A 16,887-nucleotide genomic window follows, 5' to 3' on the forward strand; every position below is an offset into this window, starting at 1 on the left:
GCGTATTCTTTTGAATATATAAATCTCTCCTTCATACACAAGCAAACCATCGTTCACATAATAATGACAGCCTAGTTTGTTTAGCCAATTTTTACTTGTAACGATGAACTTTTTCATATTGAGTGAGAGGAACGACATCATCTCTCACTCAATACGTTATCCGTTATAGCTGCTTACTCTGAATCCGAACGTAGCCCATGATTAACGCTAAGATTCCTAATGGGAAAATTAAATCCGTTATCGAACCGTCATTCCCCCAAATCAAATTCGCAAGAATCACCAGGCTTCCCCCGATTGCCCACGCAATTGTAGTAGGGACAGACCAAACGATCATTTGTTTCTTCACATCGTTGATCCCCATCATTCGGTTAACCACCCAGAATAAACTATCGTTAAAGTAGCCGAAGAAAAGCGATCCCATGGTTGCAGCTTGAGCCGCAAGCAACATATTCACGCCCGGAATTTGCGCTAAAATCGGAGCGGAAATTGATGCTGCCGTGATCATCGCTACCGTACCCGACCCCTGAATAAAACGGACAAGCGTAGATACAATAAAAGGAATTAAAATAGGCGAGATTGGGAGACTCGCAATTTGTTCCGCTAATTGTTTGCCTGCGCCGCTATCGCGCAATACCGCACCAAATGCGCCACCGGCACCGGTCACCAATAAAATAATGCCAGCCGTTTTTACCCCTTCTTCAAGGTGAAGTGCGGTCGTATTTTTATCGACTTTAGGCAGTAAGGTGTAAACGGAAATTAAGACACTTAACGCTAAGGCAATCATCGGGTGTCCAATAAAAGCAAAGAAATGGTAGATTTGCAGCTCTGCAATTGCCGGACTACCCTTAATCACTAAATCAAGAATCGCTTTAATAAAAATGAGTAGAATGGGTAGCACGATTGGGAGTAACGATAGCCCTAAGCTTGGCAGATTTTTCTTCTCGTGTTTCTCAATATAATCATCATATTTTTGTTTTAATTCTTCCGTAGAAAAGGATTCTTGATTGAAAGTCGGATATTTTTTATCTAACCATTTCGCATATAAAACCATACCAATCACCGGCAATACGGCAAATGACATACCAACAAGCAACATTGCGCCGATATCCACCCCGAACAAACCTGCAACGCCTAACGGCCCCGGTGTTGGCGGCACAGTATGGTGAGTCACCACTAAACCACCGGCAAGGGCAACACCCAGTGTCAGTAACGAGCGTTTTCCGTTTTTCGCCAACGCTTTAGCAACGGGATATAAAATAACAAAAGCCGAATCCACAAAAATAGGAATACTCACAATATAACCGGTAATCGCCAGTGCCCATTCTTCTTTCTTTTTACCCAGAAATTTAATGAAGCTAAATGCCATTTTTTCAGCCGCACCCGACACTTCCAACACACTTCCCATCATGACACCGAGACCAATCACAATCCCAATTCCCCCTAACGTTCCGCCAAAACCTTTGGTGATCGCAGCGAGGGTATCGTTAACGCTCATTCCGCCGATTAAACCGGCAATAGACGAGGCAATCAACATCGCAATAAAAGCATGAACACGTGTTCTTAACACTAAAACAACAAGAACGAATACAGCAATAATTAAGCCAATAATTGGCGTAGGTAGTCCAAGCATAGCTACTCCTTATTATTAATAGGTCACATATCAAATTGGATAAATTGATGAATCACGTCTTTAAAATTCTGATCAACCGAAAATCCCAGTTCTAAAGCTTGTGAACAATTAATTTCAGCCGGCCAACTTGCCACGATATTGTTAATATTTTGATCAAACTTAAATTTGATATTTTCTAAAATCCCCTCGCCTTTTATGCCCGCTAAATCGGCAAGCATTTGTTTAACACTTACCGTGAAACCCGGAAGATTAATGACATGCCAACTACGTAATGGTAATGACGGTAACGTTAATGTATGAATCAAGTTCTCAACAATTGTATTCGGGCTGGATAACCAAAGTCGCAAATCTTCCGATACCGGACAAACCGCCTGCTCGCCGTGCAGTGGTTCTCGAATAATGCTACTCACAAAAGAAGACGCCGCTTTATTCGGTTTTCCCGGGCGAATACAAATGGTTGGTAAGCGAACACACAACCCATCAACAAAACCTTTTCTTGTATAGTCATTAATGAGTAATTCACTCATTGCTTTTTGTGTACCATAGGTAGATTGAGGGGTAACGGCAGTATGGTTTTCAATGACGGCAGGCAATTCACCGCCGAATACGGCAAGCGAACTGGAAAAAACAAAACGTACTTTAGGGTTATGTTGGCGACAAATTTCAAGCAAATTTTTGGTTGCCAAGAAATTAATTTCATAACCGAGATCAGGATCTTGTTCCGCATGACTACTTACAATCGCCGCAAGATGAAAAACGGCATCCGTTTCAGCCGTAATAATTTCCGCTAACCCGTTAGGACTGCGAAGATCCATTTCAACGCATTTTACGCGCGGATCATTATTCGGGGCGACAGGTTGCACCACATCGATTAGAGTAAGTTCATCAACATTAATCTTTGTTTGATTGAGTAATGTTTTTGCCAAGCGTTGCCCGAGGAATCCCTGTCCGCCGGTAATTACAATTTTCATAAAAATGCTCCTTGAACCTTTAAAAAGGTAAATTTAGGGTATAAAAAAGCGGCTATTTTCATATTGAAAAAACATGACAAAAAACAACCGCACTTTATGACTTATTTATACTTCTCAAACCATCCCAAACCGCTTGATGTTTCTCCCCGCGGTTTGTATTCGCAACCGACAAAACCTTGATAGCCGATTTCATCCAGTTTATTGAAAATATAGTCGTAGTTAATTTCACCTTCGTCCGGTTCATGACGATCCGGTACGGAAGCCATCTGCACATGGGCAAATTTGCCGTTTAATTTATCCGTTAAACGGGATAAGTTACCGTCCACATTTTGTGCGTGGTAATAATCCAATTGAACGAAAACATTGTCGCGTTCAACCCGTTCCACGATTGCCAAGGTATCGTATTGGCTTTTCAATAAATAATTGGGTTTAACTGCCGGACTTAGGGCTTCAAGCAAAATATTCACCCCATGCGGTTTAAATTTTTCCGACGCATAGCGAAGATTGCTAATAAAAGTTTGCTGATATTCCGCTTTATCCGCCCCTTCAGGCACCACTGCCGCCATAATATGCACGTTAGGGCAACCCAAACCGAGTGCATAATCAAGTGCCATATCAATATGGGCGTGGCTTTCCGCCTCACGCCCCGGAATTGCCGAAACACCCCACTCCCCTTTGGATACCTCACCGGCGGGCGTGTTAAATAGCACCACTTGTAAACCGTGTTTATCCAATTCTTGCTTAATGGTTTTAATCTCGTAATCATAAGGCCAGAGAAATTCAACATATTTGAAGCCGGCTTTGGCTGCGGCGGCAAAACGTTCCATAAAAGGAACTTCGTTGAACATCATGGTTAAATTCGCAGCAAATTTAGGCATCGCTATTTCCCCCTATTTTTTAATTCGTTCACTTCGTCATCTGTGAGATAACGAATCGGTTTTCCTTGTAAAAGGAAAAAGAGTTTTGCGGTTTCTTCCAGTTCTTCTGCGTTATCTGCGGCATCTAATAAATCGTTTCCCGTTACTACTACCCCATGATTCGCCAGTAAAAAGGCTTTGCCGGATAATGCCCGCGCCTCTAATTCTTCAGCAATACGAGGGGAGCCGGGACGATAATAAGGAATCACCGGTAAGCCGCCGACCCGCATGACGTAATAAGGCGTAAAGGCTTTCATTGCATTTTGCGGATCAAGATTTTCCAAACAGGAAAGAGCGGTCAAATAGGTAGAATGAAGATGCACAATCGCCCGACATTCAGGATTTTTACGATACATCGCTAAATGGAAAACAGATTCTTTTGAGGGTTTATCGCCTTCAAGCACATTGCCGTCCATATCCAACACGGAAAGTCGTTCCGCTTTCAAACGCCCTAAAGAAGAACCCGTTGGTGTCACTAAAATGCGATTTTCCGCTAGCCGCACGGAGAGATTTCCCGCCCCGCCAACGGTATACCCCCGCTCATAGAAAGAACGGCCAAGTTGCACCATGAGTGTTTTTAATTCCGAATCAGTCATAACATCATTTCCTGCGCATCAATAAAAAAAGTTTCTTTGCCGAAGTTGCCGGATTTCAAAGCAAGTGCGGTCGATTCTCCCAGTGCTTTTAACCAAGGCACGCCCGGTGCGATTTGTTTACCGATTTGAAACCCGCTAAATCCAAGTTTTTGTACCACAATGCTGGACGTTTCACCGCCTGCGGTAATAATGTTCTCTACATTGGCTTTTTCTTTTAATCGTTGCGCCAATTTCGCAAAAGTTTGTTCAATGGCTTGGCTTGCCTGCTCCGCACCAAATTGCGCCTGAATCTGTTTTAGTTCATCAGGCGGTACGGTGGCATAAACCATTGGCGCAAGCGGTTCATCAATATGCGGCAGAATTTGTTCAAATAAGCGGTCGGCATAATTGGCATCCGCTATCGCTTTTTCCACATCTAAGTAAAGTGCGGTGGCTTTTTCCTTATAAAGCTTCACTTGCTTATTGCTCATTTCGGAACAAGAGCCGGAAAGAATCACGCTTCGTGCTTTTCTCGGTACAAATGCATCCTCTGCTTTTTTTCCGCCGCTTAATCTCGCCGCCATATAAGCCCCGAGTCCGGAACCGCCGGTCACTAATTTCAAATCACTCACGGCTTCCGCAAGGGTAGCAAGCTGACGATTATCTGCCGCATCCACCACCGCATAACGGAATCCCGCTTGTTTTAATTGGGTAAAACAAGATTTCACATGATCTGCGCCTTGAATCACCTCCGCATAGCTCACCAAGCCTGTTTTTCCTTTAGCCTGTGCATCCATTAAACGCATAAGATTGGCATCTTTCATCGGGGTAATCGGGTGATGACGCATTCCGGATTCATTCAGCAACAGGTTGCCGACAAATAAATAACCGTTAAAAATCGTTCTTCCATTAATCGGTAGAGCCGGCGTAATCACTGTAAAATCATCATTAAGCGCCTCTAATAAGGCATCCGTTACCGGCCCGATATTGCCTTTTTCGGTACTGTCAAAGGTCGAGCAATATTTAAAATAGAACTGAGAACAACCGCTCTTTTGTAACCAATCAAGCGCTTGTAAGGATTGTTCGATGGCTTCCTCCACCGGATTTGAACGAGACTTTAAGCTAATGACAATGGCATCCACTTTTTCCGTTAATGTCGTATTTGGCACACCATTCATTTGCACTGTATTCAAACCGTTTTCTACAAGAAAACTGGCAATATCGCTCGCACCGGTAAAATCATCCGCAATAACACCTAACATCGTTATGCTCCTTTTTTCGGCAACTCAATGCCGCTGAAAATTTTAATCACCGCGCTGTCATCTTCTTTTCCATAGCCTGCATTACTGGCTTCTGTGAACATTGAATAGGCGGTGCTGGCAAGGTGAAGAGGGAAATGTAAAGATTTTGCCGTATCGTTTACCAACCCTAAATCTTTCACAAAAATATCCACCATAGAGAGCGGAGAATAATCCCCTTCTACGACGTGTTTCATTCGGTTTTCAAACATCCATGAATTACCTGCCGCATTGGTCACCACGTCATACATTAAATCAAGAGGAATGCCTGCCTTGGCGGCTAATGCCATCGCCTCTGCTCCTGCGGCAATGTGTACACCTGCGAGTAATTGATGAATAATTTTCACCGTGGCACCTAAGCCGATTTCTTCGCCAATGTTGTACACCTTACCTGCCACCGCATTGAGTACGGGCTGTAATTTATCAAACGCTTGTTTTGAACCGGATGCCATGACTGTCATTTCTCCTGCGGCAGCTTTTGCCGCCCCACCGGAAACTGGCGCATCTAACATGAGCAAGCCTAAACTTGTTAATTTTTGTGAAATTTCTTTCGCATCCTGTGCGGATATAGTTGAAGAAATCATCACCGCGCAACCTTTATTCAGTTTTTCCGCTAAACCCTTTTCACCAAATAACACCGCATTAACCTGTGCGGCATTGACTACAAGCAATACAACGGCGTCTAATTTATCGGCAAAATCGACCGCACTTTGGCTGACCCCATAAGCACCGTCTTCCTTTAATTTTTCAAGTGCTGTTGTGTTAAGATCGACGCCATAGGTTGTCAATCCTGCTTTCACGCAAGATTGTGCGGCGCCCATTCCCATTGCGCCTAGGCCAATTACGGCAACTGAATAAGGTTTGTTTGTCATTACGTTTCCTCCACGAATTATTCGTTGATTTAATGAAAGGCATTCTGACAGGTTTCAAAATAAAAAAACGTGAACAAGATCACAAGCATTAACATTTGTGTTATTTTTTGTTAAAAAAGAAAGAAAACAAATAAAGAGGAAAAAACGATATAATGAAGAAAATTTTGGAGAGGATGTTATGATTCCTGCAGAACGTCAAAAATTGTTGCTCAATTTAATCAATCAAAAAGATGTGGTCAGCATTACACAACTGGCTGAATCGCTGAATGTTTCTCATATGACTATTCGCCGCGATATTCAAAAATTAGAAGAAATGGGAAAAGTGGTATCCATATCGGGCGGTGTAAAAATGCAAGAGCATTTGTCTTTTGAACCCACTTACCAAGATAAATCACTTCTTTTTCATACTCAAAAAGAGCAAATCGGCAAATTTGCCGCACAACACATTCCAACGAATACCACGATCTATCTTGATGCCGGTACGACAACATTGGAAATCGCTTACCGCTTAATTGAACGTGATGATCTCTTAGTGGTTACAAATGATTTTTCCATTGCGCATTTTCTTATGACAAACGGGCAATGTGAGTTGATTCACATTGGCGGAACCGTGAATAAATTGAATCATTCTTCCGTTGGGGAACTCGCCGGTCAATTCCTTCGGCAACTTTCTATCGATATTGCATTTGTTTCCACTTCATCATGGACATTGAAAGGATTAACCACGCCCGATGAAAATAAATTGCCGGTAAAAAAAGCCTTGCTTGATGCCGCGAATCAAAGAATCTTAGTCTCGGACTCTTCAAAATATGGCAAAGTGGCAACATTCCATATTTGTCCTTTAACCCGCTTTGATCGCATTATTTGTGATAAAAATCTCGTTGAGCCCGTACAACATGCCATTAAAGAGCTCACTGTCGAATTAATCACCGTCTAGCACGAGCAACATAAAAACGGCTTATGCCAACACATAAGCCGAAAATCTTTCTTAAAACCGACCGCACTTTAGAAGAATAAAATACTCCCCCATATCACGCCAACAATGCAAAGGGCGATAAATACGGCGGCAGAGCCTTGATCTTTGGCTCGACCGGAAAGTTCGTGGCGTTCGCTGCCAATCCGATCGACGACCGCTTCCACCGCACTGTTTAACAATTCCACCGCCAGTACAAGTAAAACAGACGAAATCATTAAAGCGATTTCAATCTTGGTTTCTCCTAACAAAAAGGCAAGCGGAATTAAAATTACCGCAAGCACACATTCATGGCGGAATGCGGTTTCGTTCTTGAATGTGCTTTTTAAGCCTTGAAGGGAATATTTTGTCGAATTAATTAAATGGGTTACCCCTGTGGTTTTATGCATAACAATTCCTATTTTATAAACGCTTGGCTTCGATCACATCGTTTAGCTTTGAAACTCTAGCCAAGATTTTGCTTAAACTTTCTACATTGTGCAGTTCGATTTCCATATCAATGGTAGCTAATTGCTTTTTCGTATCGGCTCGACTGGATACGCCCAACACACTGATTTTTTCATTCGCCAACACTGTCGTAATATCACGCAACAAACCGTTACGATCGCTTGCCACAATACGGATATTAATATGGAAGCCGCTGGCATAATTTTCCCCCCAAATAGATTCCACCACACGTTCAGGATGTGCCGCTTGCAGGTCTAAAAACTGTTCGCAATCACTACGGTGAATCGAAATGCCGCGTCCCATTGTGATATAACCGACAATCGCATCCCCCGGAATCGGCTGACAACAACGGGCAATATGGTGCATTAAATTTCCTACCCCTTCTACTATGACGTAGTCATTCTTGCCATGATTTTTTTGTTGAGAATTGACCGCACTTTTATTTGCCACATGACGCAGAATTTCTTGATCAACTTGTTCTGCGCTCACTTTGATGAGCTTACTTTGTAAAAAATTCAGCAAATGATTGAGACGAATATCACCGCTGCCGATCCCGGCATAAAGATCATCAATATTTTTCAAGTTATAGCGCAGTAAGGCATAAGGCTCGATCTGTTTGAGGCTGAGATTTAAACGGGCTAATTCATTATCCAGTAATTCTTTCCCTGCCGGCACATTTTTATCACGATCCTGTTTTTTGAACCATGCTTGAATTTTTGCCCGCGATTTTGCCGTATGGGTAAAACCTAAGTTCGGATTGAGCCAATCCCGACTCGGGTTCGGATTTTTTTGCGTGATAATTTCAATTTGATCACCCATTTGTAGTTGATAGGTGAACGGTACAATTCGCCCTGATACTTTCGCACCGATACAGCGATGACCGATTTCACTATGAATGGCATAAGCAAAATCAAGCGGAGTAGAACCGGTCGGTAAATCCACCACCTCCCCTTTGGGGGTAAACACATAGACACGATCATCAAATACTTGGCTTCGTAATTCCGCCATCACTTCGCCGGAATCGGTAATATCGTCCTGCCAGGCGAGTAATTTACGTAACCAGGCAATTTTTTCTTCATACGCCGACATCGACCCCGTCGTGCCTTCTTTGTATTTCCAGTGCGCGGCAACGCCTAATTCCGCATCATCGTGCATTTGCTGGGTGCGGATTTGCACTTCAATTGGCTTACCGCCTTTTCCCAACACGACGGTATGAATAGACTGATACCCGTTCGGTTTTGGGTTCGCAACGTAATCATCAAATTCTTTTGGTAAATGTTTGAAATGAGTATGAACAATGCCCAATGCGGTATAACAATCTTGTAATTTTGGGACGATAATCCTAACCGCTCTAACATCATATAACGCACCAAATTCTAAGTGCTTTTTCTGCATTTTACGCCAAATACTATAAATATGTTTTGGGCGGCCATACACATCAACATGCTCGATGTTTTTACGCAGGCGGCGACTGAGAGCTTCCACAAAATCAGCAATGTAATGTTCGCGATCCAAACGGCGTTCTTGTAATAATTTGGCAATAGCCCGATATTGTTCGGGGTGTAAATAACGGAAACAGTAATCTTCCAACTCCCATTTAAGTTGTCCGATACCTAAACGGTTTGCCAGCGGTGCGTAAATATTGGAACATTCTTTCGCGGCAAGGACTTTTTCCTCTTCAGAACAGCGATTTTCCGCATCACGGAGGAAAGTAATACGTTCTGCAAGCTTGATAATCACACAACGGAAATCATCAACCATGGCTAGCAACATACGACGGACATTATCCACTTGTAAGACATTGGCGGAATGGCTGGCATTAAGTTGGCGGATATTATCCATTTCCTCAACCCCGCTCAGTAATTTGAGGATTTTCGTACCGAATTTCTCTTCCAATACCTCCCAATCCACCAAACGATTCGCCACAATCGGGAACAGCATAGCGGTAACAAGACTTTCCGCGTCCATATTAAGTTCGTGTAGAATTTCCACCATTTCTACACCGGATTGGAGTGTCAATGTCGCATTTTGCATTTCATCAGGATGGGCTGTTATTAGCTCACACGAATAATACCAAGCGTCAATCAACGTTTTTTCCGTTTGCTCCGTCAGTTTTAACGATGTACACCATTGTTCAATCACAAAATCTTGCGGATTTAACAAATGAGAACCGCGAACAGCAACCATTAATACCCCCTTGTTGATGAGAAGCGTAGCTCCCTGCCACTCCATTTTAGTCTGTCATTGTAACAGAATAACCTACTTATTTTGTAGAAAATAACGTAATGGATTCCAAATGCCCCGTATGAGGAAACATATCAATCACGGCGCTCTTTTCTATTTTATAACCCAGCCCGAGCAAAATCTCCGCATCACGTACCAAGGTGGCAGGATTACAAGAAACATAAAGCATTTTCTCCGCCTTTAATTGACAAAGTGCCTTTAATGCAAACGCTGCACCGCTACGAGGCGGATCGAGCAACACTTTGTTGAAAGGCTGATTTGCCCAAGGTTGATTGACAAAAGGTTGGTCAAGATTTGCCTGAAAAAATTCAATATTATTGATCTGGTTGTGTTCGGCATTGAGTGTCGCCTTTTGTACCATCTCAAAAACCCCTTCAATTCCTACCGCACTTTTAACCCGTTTCGCCATAGGGAGCGTGAAATTACCCATACCGCAAAATAAATCCAGTACATGATCCCTAGGGTTAAGGGAGAGCCAATCCAGTGCGGTTTGTACCATTTTCTCGTTTAACCGACGGTTGATTTGAATAAAATCACGAATATCAAAATTCAATTTAATGCCGTTAGCAAATTGATAATAGGGTAAACCACCACAAATTTGTTCAATGCCGTCATCATTTTGTAAAAAAAGCATAAGATTTTCTTGTTCGGCAAAATTCAACAACAAACTGCGATCAGTATCGGCAAGATTTCCGGTGTAACGCAATAGCATTGCCACTCCATTATCCGCTGCGACTAACTCAATATGCCCAAGTTGTTTTTGTCTGGAATAACGGGCTAAAAGTGCGGTCAATTTTGGCAGTAAATTATTGATGACAGGTTCAAGCACTTCGCAATGTTCCACTGCGATCAAATCATGGCTATTTTTCTGACGAAACCCTAGCTCAATTTGCTTGATTTTCGGGTTGAAGCATAAGCTTAAACGAACTCGGCGGCGATACCCCCAAGCCTCATCACAAATCATCGGTTGAAAAGCAATGGGTTGCTGTTGGAGTCTTGATAAACGTTTAAATAATGCTGCCTGTTTGGCTTCACGCTGCATTTCAATAGGAATATGTTGGGCTTGGCAGCCACCGCAACGCTCATAATAGGTGCATTGCGGCAGTACACGAAGCGGACTTTTTTCAAGCCATTTTTTCGCTACCGCCCGCCCATATTGGCGTTTTTCCTCAACCACAAGACAGTCCACTTTTTCCGGTGGCAGTGCATTTTCTATAAACCACGTTTTTCCATTCACTTTTGCCACACCTAATCCTTGATAATCCAGTTCAAGAATATCAGCCGTGATCGTTTGCCGCTGTTTTGTTTTTTTCGGTTTGGTATAAAGGAGCATTATTTTAAATAAAGAATGTTTTGAGTAAATAATTCTCGGCTTTTCAACGGTCTATCGCCGAGGTAAGGTTTTAAAGCTATGCGTGTAAAACGTTTCGCCGCTTGGCGTACTGCTTCATCGGAAAAATCAAGCGCATCAAAAGCGATGAGATCCCGCCCATAAAAAGTCAAATTATCTTTCACCAGTGAAGCAATAAAGCCTTTTTCTTCTCGATAACGGTAAGTCATTGTGGGTTCTACCACCAGACCTGAGCCGGCACAATGCAGAAAATCCACGCCATAGCCGAGAATTTGCAGTAAATTAAATTCAAATAAACGTAAGCAAGGTTCGACATTGGTTTCTGCCGCCAAACCCGTTAAGCATTTTAGATAATGTTGGAATAATTGGGGATTAGCCGTTTCAGGTTCGATAACACGGGTAAGCAGTTCATTAACATAGAAACCGCTATAAAGTGCGGTTTGTTGTAAAGGTAAAGTCATCGCGGCAGGTTCTGCCTTTGTGAGCGTTTTTAAGCCGCTTTTCCCCGTCCAACGTAATAACAAGGGAGTGAAAGGTTGTAGCACCGATTTCCATGCGGAACGTTTTGCCCTCGCCCCCTTCGCTATCACCGTCAGGCGACCGCTTTCTTCAGTGAATAAATCCACCAATAAACTGGTTTCACTGTAAGGGCGGCGATGTAGTACAAAACCACGTTGAAGATCGCTTTGCACGGTTTATTCACTCGGTAATAATTCGGAAGATCGCAATCGACACTGTTCCGCTAAAATCTTGCCGACGCTGGTTTTTAACAAACTCAAATCATCACGTTCTTGCCAAGTCCAGCGAATATTGCCGTAATCTTTTCCACGCTCCGAAATCACCAACATTAATTTTTCCGTCATATTATTAAAGGTGATAGTAACCCGTTTTAACGTCTTCTTATTTTTCTTTTCCGTGCTATGTGCTACCCGCACTACCTTGTTACCTTTACAAAGATATAATTTCGCCGAACCTATCTGTGAGGTTTTATCCACCTTTTGTACTTTCATTTTTTGTGGTAGCGGCTCACTTAATAGCGTATTTTCAGCACAACCGTTCAGCAAAAGTGCGGTCAAAATAAACGATATTTTTTTCAACATAGGTATCCACCGAAATTGAACAAAAAAAGGGCGGATTTCCGCCCTTCACATTATTTTATTTTTTAAATTGATAAGAACCGTCCGATTGACGAACAAACTTCGCTCCGTTGGATAAACGTAGCTCACTTACACGCCCTTGCCCATTCAAGGAAATCTGAACTTTATCACCCGGTTTAAAGCTACTCAACGCATTACCCGCACCGTTTGCTTTGGTCATGGCATTCACATCGGAAATATTCAAATTGTTATCACGGAAGACTTGCATAAGGGATACCCCTTTCGGTACCGTTAAGGTTTTACTTGCTCCGCTTGAGGCGACTTTTGCGGTATTAGTCGCAGGTTTTGATTCTACAATTTGAACTTTACGTTCATTTTTTGCGGTTGCTTTTGTTTCTTGGGTCGTAACTTTTCGTGTCGGTTCGGTTTTCGTTTGAACCGGTTTCACGGTTGTTTTTTCTACAGTTTTACGTTCTTGGATAACGGGTTTAACCGCTTCACGGCGGCTTTCAACCGCACTGGTCGGTTCAGAACGAACAGGGACGCTAGAAACCGGTTGGGAAATTGTTTCATTGCCGGATGAGGCGGACTCTGTTGTTTTTTGTAAATCGGTTGCCGATTTTTGATCGCCGATATATTCCATTTTGCCCGGTTGCGCAGTAGCAACGGATTCTGTCTGAGCTTGTGTTTCTGCTGATGGGGCGCTTTCCTGTGCTGTAGAAACATGATCTAACACGGTTGTTTCAACCGGTTGGGATTGATCTAATGATTGAAATTGCACCGGAATTTCATTACTATTTTGTAGCTCAAAAGACTCCACCGTATCAGAATTCGGCTTTAACGCAAAAAATACTATCAAAAGTAACACTAACGCTAAAATCGCAATAAAGAGACGACGATGTTTTTCCGGTAAAATTTGAAGAATTTTCCATTTTTCAGGACGTTTCAAGGCGGCAGCTGCCGCTGTTGCACCAGTAGCTAAGGTTTCTTTAGCCTGCTCTGCGACAGAAATCGAGCTTTCAACCACATCTTCAGCTTTCGTTTCAACCTGTTCACCCACAGATTCAGCCGTAGCTTCTACTTTTTGCTCAACGCTTTCAGCCGTCATTTTAGCGGTTTCGGTGAAATTGGATTGCGGATTTGGCTGCGCCGCTTGCTGTGTACTATCTTCACCAAAGGTCGGCTCTTTACGCACATGAAATTGCGTCCCGACTTGTTCTTTACGACCAAACAAATCTTTCAAGCCTTTTGCTTTAACCAATAAAGACTCACTTGATTGCACCGGTTTTCTTGGTGTCACGACATCCTCTTGGTTTAAACCAAGATCAAGTTCGTTTTGAGATTTATTTTCGTTTGATTGATTGTTATTCATAGCATCCACAGAATTACCTCAATTAATTATTGTCTGTTTTCGTCTTAGCGATAAGCACAAAAGTGCGGTAAAAATCTTGGGTATTTTATCGGATCTTATTCAGCGTATAAAGTCTTATTTGGCTCACCGGCAATTTCACGGGCAAGTTTAGGCACAAGGTAACCGGAAGTGAGCGATTGCAAGGTTTTATAAATCGCCATTGCTTGCCTATCGCCGACTAAAAAATGGCTTGCGCCTTGCACCTTATCCAACAGATGCAAATAATAAGGCAAAATACCGACTTGAAATAATTTATCGCTTAGGGTTTTCAACACTCGAGCATCATCATTAATCCCTTTCAAAAGAACCGATTGGTTAAGAAGCGTTACGCCTGCATAGCGAAGTTTTTTCATCGCATAGGCTAAAAACTCATCAATTTCATTAGGATGATTAATGTGTGTCACCATTACAGTTTGCAGGCGGCTTTTCGCTAAAATCTCACAAAATTTATCAGTAATCCGCTGCGGAATGACCACCGGCAGACGGGTGTGGATACGCAAACGCTGTAAGTGCGGTAAATTTTCGAGGTGTTTTATCAGCCATTCCAACTCGTGATCTTTCGCCATCAGCGGATCGCCGCCGGAAAATATCACTTCTTCTATTTCAGTATGTTCGGCAATATAATCCAATGCCTGTTGCCAACTTTTTTTATTACCCGGATTTTCTTCATAAGGAAAATGGCGGCGAAAACAATAGCGACAATTCACCGCACAGCCGCCTTTTACCATAAACAAAAGACGGTTTTGATATTTATGTAGAACATTTGGTACGGCATTGGCATTTTGTTCCTCCAGGGGATCTGTTGAAAATCCTTCAGACTGCACAAATTCTAAATCGGAACACATCACTTGCAAAAAGAGCGGATCATTCGGATTACCTTTTTCCATTTTTGAGACAAAAGGTTGAGGGACACGAAGGGCAAAAAGTTTTCGGGCATTTAATGCATATTCAAAATCCTTTTTCGGTAAATCAAGTATTTTTAGTAATACTTGAGGATCGGAAATCGCATTTTTTAAAATAGCGAGCCAATTTTGTTCTTCTCTAATCGCCGGATCTTGAGTTAAAATACACACTTTTTAAACCATCTTTCTTTTTAGGATATTTAATATGGCTACATATACTACCAGTGATTTCAAACCGGGTCTAAAATTTATGCAAGACGGCGAGCCTTGCGTAATCATTGAAAACGAATTCGTAAAACCGGGTAAAGGTCAAGCATTTACCCGCACCCGCATTCGTAAGTTAATTTCAGGCAAAGTGTTGGATGTGAACTTCAAATCCGGTACTTCCGTTGAAGCCGCTGATGTTATGGATCTAAACTTAACCTATTCATACAAAGACGAGGCATTTTGGTATTTCATGCACCCTGAAACCTTTGAGCAATATTCTGCCGATGCAAAAGCAGTAGGTGATGCAGAAAAATGGTTATTAGACCAAGCAGATTGTATCGTTACCCTATGGAATGGTTCGCCGATCACCGTTACTCCACCAAACTTTGTCGAATTAGAAATCGTGGATACCGACCCGGGCTTAAAAGGTGACACTGCAGGCACCGGCGGCAAACCGGCAACCCTCAGCACCGGAGCAGTAGTGAAAGTGCCTCTGTTCGTGCAAATCGGTGAAGTCATTAAGGTTGATACCCGTTCAGGCGAATATGTCTCTCGAGTGAAATAATTTCATCTATGAAAGAAAGTGCGGTCAAAAAATCTTATACATTTTTGACCGCACTTTTGTTTTTTTAAGTTATTAAAAATTCATCTTTTATTCACTTAACAAGCTACACGAGTTTTGATAGACTTTCCAGCGTTTTAACTCTGGCTCATCTTAATTTTATTTATTAATTGTACGAGATCTCTTATGGAACTAACAAAAATTTCATTGACAAGATTTGGTTTAACTGCCCTGGCTGCGTTAATTGTTTCAGCTTGTGGAAGTAGTGGCGGTGGCAGCGGTAGTGATAATCAGCCGCAGCAAAATAATGCGTCAAACAATACTCAAATAAGTCAACAAACAAACAAAACGTCTGATAACAAAACGTCTGATAACAAAACGTCTGATAACAAAACGTCTGATAACAAAACATCTGATAACAAAGCATCTGATAACAAAACATCTGATAATAAAACATCTGATAATAAAACATCTGATAATAAAACATCTGATAACAAAACATCTGATAATAAAACATCTGATAATAAAACATCTGATAACAAAACATCTGATAATAAAACATCTGATAACAAAGCATCTGATAACAAAACATCTGATAATAAAACATCTGATAATAAAACATCTGATAACAAAACATCTGATAACAAAACATCTGATAATAAAACATCTGATAACAAAACATCTGATAATAAAACATCTGATAACAAAGCATCTGACAATCAACCCCAACTGGAGAGAAACGAAACCGGTGCAGCAATTGTAACATCAGAAAGTTATGATAATGTTAATGCACAAGCGACAACATTAAATCATTACGACACAACCTCTATAAATGTAGATGGAGTCGATATTATCATTGGATTATCAAACATTGATATTAAAGATTGGACAGCTACGATCGTAGAGGGAAGAAAACTTGAAGTATGCTGTGGCCGTTATTCTGATACTCGTTTTGGAGTGAGTGACTCTTTAAATGAAAATAGCAATGGCTATATGTTCTACAACGGAAATCCAACTCAAAATATGCCTACATCAGGGGGAGCGACTTATTCCGGAGATACCATCATTTCTGTAAGAAACGTGTATGGGTTAGAACCAAAAGAGTACCACCGTGGTTCATCTGAATTTAATGTCGATTTTGGAAATAAAACCTTAGAAGGTTCACTCAACATCCCAAATAGGAATCTCCAGCCAGTAAAAGTAGAAATTAATGCTCAAATTTCAGGTAATTCATTTACAGGGACAACCGATTCAACTACGCTATCAAATGGTCAAGTAGAAGGTAAATTCTACGGCAATAATGCGAAAGAGATGGCAGGTCTTGCACAGGGCAATGATCAATCTTGGAATGCCGCTTTTGGTGCTGCAAAACAATAAAATGAACATCTAGAATTATAAAGCAAGCCACAGTGCTTGCTTTATTCATAATT

Annotated in this window: 16 protein-coding genes; 3 read left to right on the forward strand and 13 right to left on the reverse strand. The window is 41.8% G+C overall.

What is annotated here, in order from left to right; translation table 11 throughout:
* Positions 1–163 precede the first annotated feature (163 nt).
* The 6 genes from PNEUHYL_RS11385 to ltnD all read right to left on the reverse strand — a co-directional run bounded on the left by PNEUHYL_RS11385 (position 164) and on the right by ltnD (position 6,263).
* A complete protein-coding gene (locus PNEUHYL_RS11385) occupies positions 164–1,630 on the reverse strand; it encodes a GntT/GntP/DsdX family permease (RefSeq protein WP_059368476.1) in 1,467 nt (488 codons plus the stop codon).
* Between the two features lie 23 nt (positions 1,631–1,653).
* Entirely contained in the window at positions 1,654–2,601 is a 948-nt protein-coding gene (gene denD, locus PNEUHYL_RS11390) for a D-erythronate dehydrogenase (protein ID WP_059368478.1), read from the reverse strand.
* A gap of 101 nt (positions 2,602–2,702) precedes the next feature.
* On the reverse strand, positions 2,703–3,479 hold the full coding sequence (otnI, locus tag PNEUHYL_RS11395) for a 2-oxo-tetronate isomerase (RefSeq protein ID WP_059368480.1): 777 nt from the start codon (positions 3,477–3,479) through the stop codon (positions 2,703–2,705).
* A 2-nt stretch (positions 3,480–3,481) separates the two neighbouring features.
* Entirely contained in the window at positions 3,482–4,114 is a 633-nt protein-coding gene (gene otnC, locus PNEUHYL_RS11400; RefSeq protein ID WP_059368482.1) for a 3-oxo-tetronate 4-phosphate decarboxylase, read from the reverse strand.
* Entirely contained in the window at positions 4,111–5,355 is a 1,245-nt protein-coding gene (otnK, locus tag PNEUHYL_RS11405) for a 3-oxo-tetronate kinase (protein WP_059368483.1), read from the reverse strand. Before otnK ends, otnC begins: the two co-directional genes overlap by 4 nt.
* A 2-nt stretch (positions 5,356–5,357) precedes the next feature.
* Entirely contained in the window at positions 5,358–6,263 is a 906-nt protein-coding gene (gene ltnD / locus PNEUHYL_RS11410; RefSeq protein WP_059368486.1) for an L-threonate dehydrogenase, read from the reverse strand.
* Between the two features lie 178 nt (positions 6,264–6,441).
* Here ltnD and PNEUHYL_RS11415 point away from each other — a divergent pair, with 178 nt between their 5' ends.
* The gene (locus PNEUHYL_RS11415) at positions 6,442–7,200 is read left to right on the forward strand and encodes a DeoR/GlpR family DNA-binding transcription regulator (RefSeq protein ID WP_059368488.1); all 759 of its coding nucleotides are present in this window, start codon (positions 6,442–6,444) and stop codon (positions 7,198–7,200) included.
* Positions 7,201–7,268: 68 nt separating this feature from the next.
* On the opposite strand, the gene PNEUHYL_RS11420 is transcribed toward PNEUHYL_RS11415, so the two are convergent.
* The 7 genes from PNEUHYL_RS11420 to epmB all read right to left on the reverse strand — a co-directional run bounded on the left by PNEUHYL_RS11420 (position 7,269) and on the right by epmB (position 14,859).
* Positions 7,269–7,625, reverse strand: coding sequence for a diacylglycerol kinase (locus PNEUHYL_RS11420; protein WP_059368492.1), 357 nt, complete (start codon positions 7,623–7,625; stop codon positions 7,269–7,271).
* 13 nt (positions 7,626–7,638) lie between these two features.
* Complete coding sequence (gene relA, locus PNEUHYL_RS11425) at positions 7,639–9,870, reverse strand: GTP diphosphokinase (RefSeq protein WP_059368494.1); 2,232 nt, start codon at positions 9,868–9,870, stop codon at positions 7,639–7,641.
* A gap of 76 nt (positions 9,871–9,946) precedes the next feature.
* Positions 9,947–11,263 carry a 23S rRNA (uracil(1939)-C(5))-methyltransferase RlmD gene (rlmD, locus tag PNEUHYL_RS11430; RefSeq protein WP_059368496.1) on the reverse strand — a complete coding sequence of 439 codons (1,317 nt, stop codon included), beginning with the start codon at positions 11,261–11,263 and terminating at the stop codon, positions 9,947–9,949.
* On the reverse strand, positions 11,260–11,970 hold the full coding sequence (recO, locus tag PNEUHYL_RS11435) for a DNA repair protein RecO (RefSeq protein ID WP_059368498.1): 711 nt from the start codon (positions 11,968–11,970) through the stop codon (positions 11,260–11,262). Before recO ends, rlmD begins: the two co-directional genes overlap by 4 nt.
* Positions 11,971–11,973: 3 nt before the next feature.
* Complete coding sequence (locus tag PNEUHYL_RS11440; protein ID WP_059368503.1) at positions 11,974–12,378, reverse strand: MliC family protein; 405 nt, start codon at positions 12,376–12,378, stop codon at positions 11,974–11,976.
* A 55-nt stretch (positions 12,379–12,433) separates the two neighbouring features.
* On the reverse strand, positions 12,434–13,747 hold the full coding sequence (gene oapA, locus PNEUHYL_RS11445; RefSeq protein ID WP_059368882.1) for an opacity-associated protein OapA: 1,314 nt from the start codon (positions 13,745–13,747) through the stop codon (positions 12,434–12,436).
* A 95-nt stretch (positions 13,748–13,842) separates the two neighbouring features.
* The gene (gene epmB / locus PNEUHYL_RS11450) at positions 13,843–14,859 is read right to left on the reverse strand and encodes an EF-P beta-lysylation protein EpmB (RefSeq protein ID WP_059368508.1); all 1,017 of its coding nucleotides are present in this window, start codon (positions 14,857–14,859) and stop codon (positions 13,843–13,845) included.
* Between the two features lie 34 nt (positions 14,860–14,893).
* On the opposite strand from epmB, the gene efp reads away from it, so the two are divergent.
* Together efp and PNEUHYL_RS11460 are read left to right on the forward strand one after the other, a co-directional pair.
* Entirely contained in the window at positions 14,894–15,460 is a 567-nt protein-coding gene (gene efp / locus PNEUHYL_RS11455; protein ID WP_059368513.1) for an elongation factor P, read from the forward strand.
* A 183-nt stretch (positions 15,461–15,643) separates the two neighbouring features.
* Positions 15,644–16,834 (forward strand): Slam-dependent surface lipoprotein, encoded by a 1,191-nt coding sequence (locus PNEUHYL_RS11460; RefSeq protein WP_059368517.1) that lies wholly within the window; start codon positions 15,644–15,646, stop codon positions 16,832–16,834.
* The last annotated feature ends 53 nt before the right edge of the window (positions 16,835–16,887 follow it).

Origin of the sequence: Rodentibacter caecimuris (genome assembly GCF_001019715.1) — a bacterium.
Taxonomy (GTDB): Bacteria; Pseudomonadota; Gammaproteobacteria; order Enterobacterales; family Pasteurellaceae; genus Rodentibacter; species Rodentibacter caecimuris.

Excerpts from the sequence above, each read along its gene's own strand:
- ltnD (WP_059368486.1), bottom strand. The coding sequence starts at position 6,263 with ATGACAAACAAACCTTATTCAGTTGCCGTAATTGGCCTAGGCGCAATG.
- efp (WP_059368513.1), top strand. The coding sequence starts at position 14,894 with ATGGCTACATATACTACCAGTGATTTCAAACCGGGTCTAAAATTTATG.
- PNEUHYL_RS11460 (WP_059368517.1), top strand. The coding sequence starts at position 15,644 with ATGGAACTAACAAAAATTTCATTGACAAGATTTGGTTTAACTGCCCTG.
- PNEUHYL_RS11385 (WP_059368476.1), bottom strand. The coding sequence starts at position 1,630 with ATGCTTGGACTACCTACGCCAATTATTGGCTTAATTATTGCTGTATTC.
- denD (WP_059368478.1), bottom strand. The coding sequence starts at position 2,601 with ATGAAAATTGTAATTACCGGCGGACAGGGATTCCTCGGGCAACGCTTG.
- PNEUHYL_RS11420 (WP_059368492.1), bottom strand. The coding sequence starts at position 7,625 with ATGCATAAAACCACAGGGGTAACCCATTTAATTAATTCGACAAAATAT.
- oapA (WP_059368882.1), bottom strand. The coding sequence starts at position 13,747 with ATGAATAACAATCAATCAAACGAAAATAAATCTCAAAACGAACTTGAT.
- otnK (WP_059368483.1), bottom strand. The coding sequence starts at position 5,355 with ATGTTAGGTGTTATTGCGGATGATTTTACCGGTGCGAGCGATATTGCC.
- PNEUHYL_RS11415 (WP_059368488.1), top strand. The coding sequence starts at position 6,442 with ATGATTCCTGCAGAACGTCAAAAATTGTTGCTCAATTTAATCAATCAA.
- relA (WP_059368494.1), bottom strand. The coding sequence starts at position 9,870 with ATGGTTGCTGTTCGCGGTTCTCATTTGTTAAATCCGCAAGATTTTGTG.
- otnI (WP_059368480.1), bottom strand. The coding sequence starts at position 3,479 with ATGCCTAAATTTGCTGCGAATTTAACCATGATGTTCAACGAAGTTCCT.
- otnC (WP_059368482.1), bottom strand. The coding sequence starts at position 4,114 with ATGACTGATTCGGAATTAAAAACACTCATGGTGCAACTTGGCCGTTCT.
- PNEUHYL_RS11440 (WP_059368503.1), bottom strand. The coding sequence starts at position 12,378 with ATGTTGAAAAAAATATCGTTTATTTTGACCGCACTTTTGCTGAACGGT.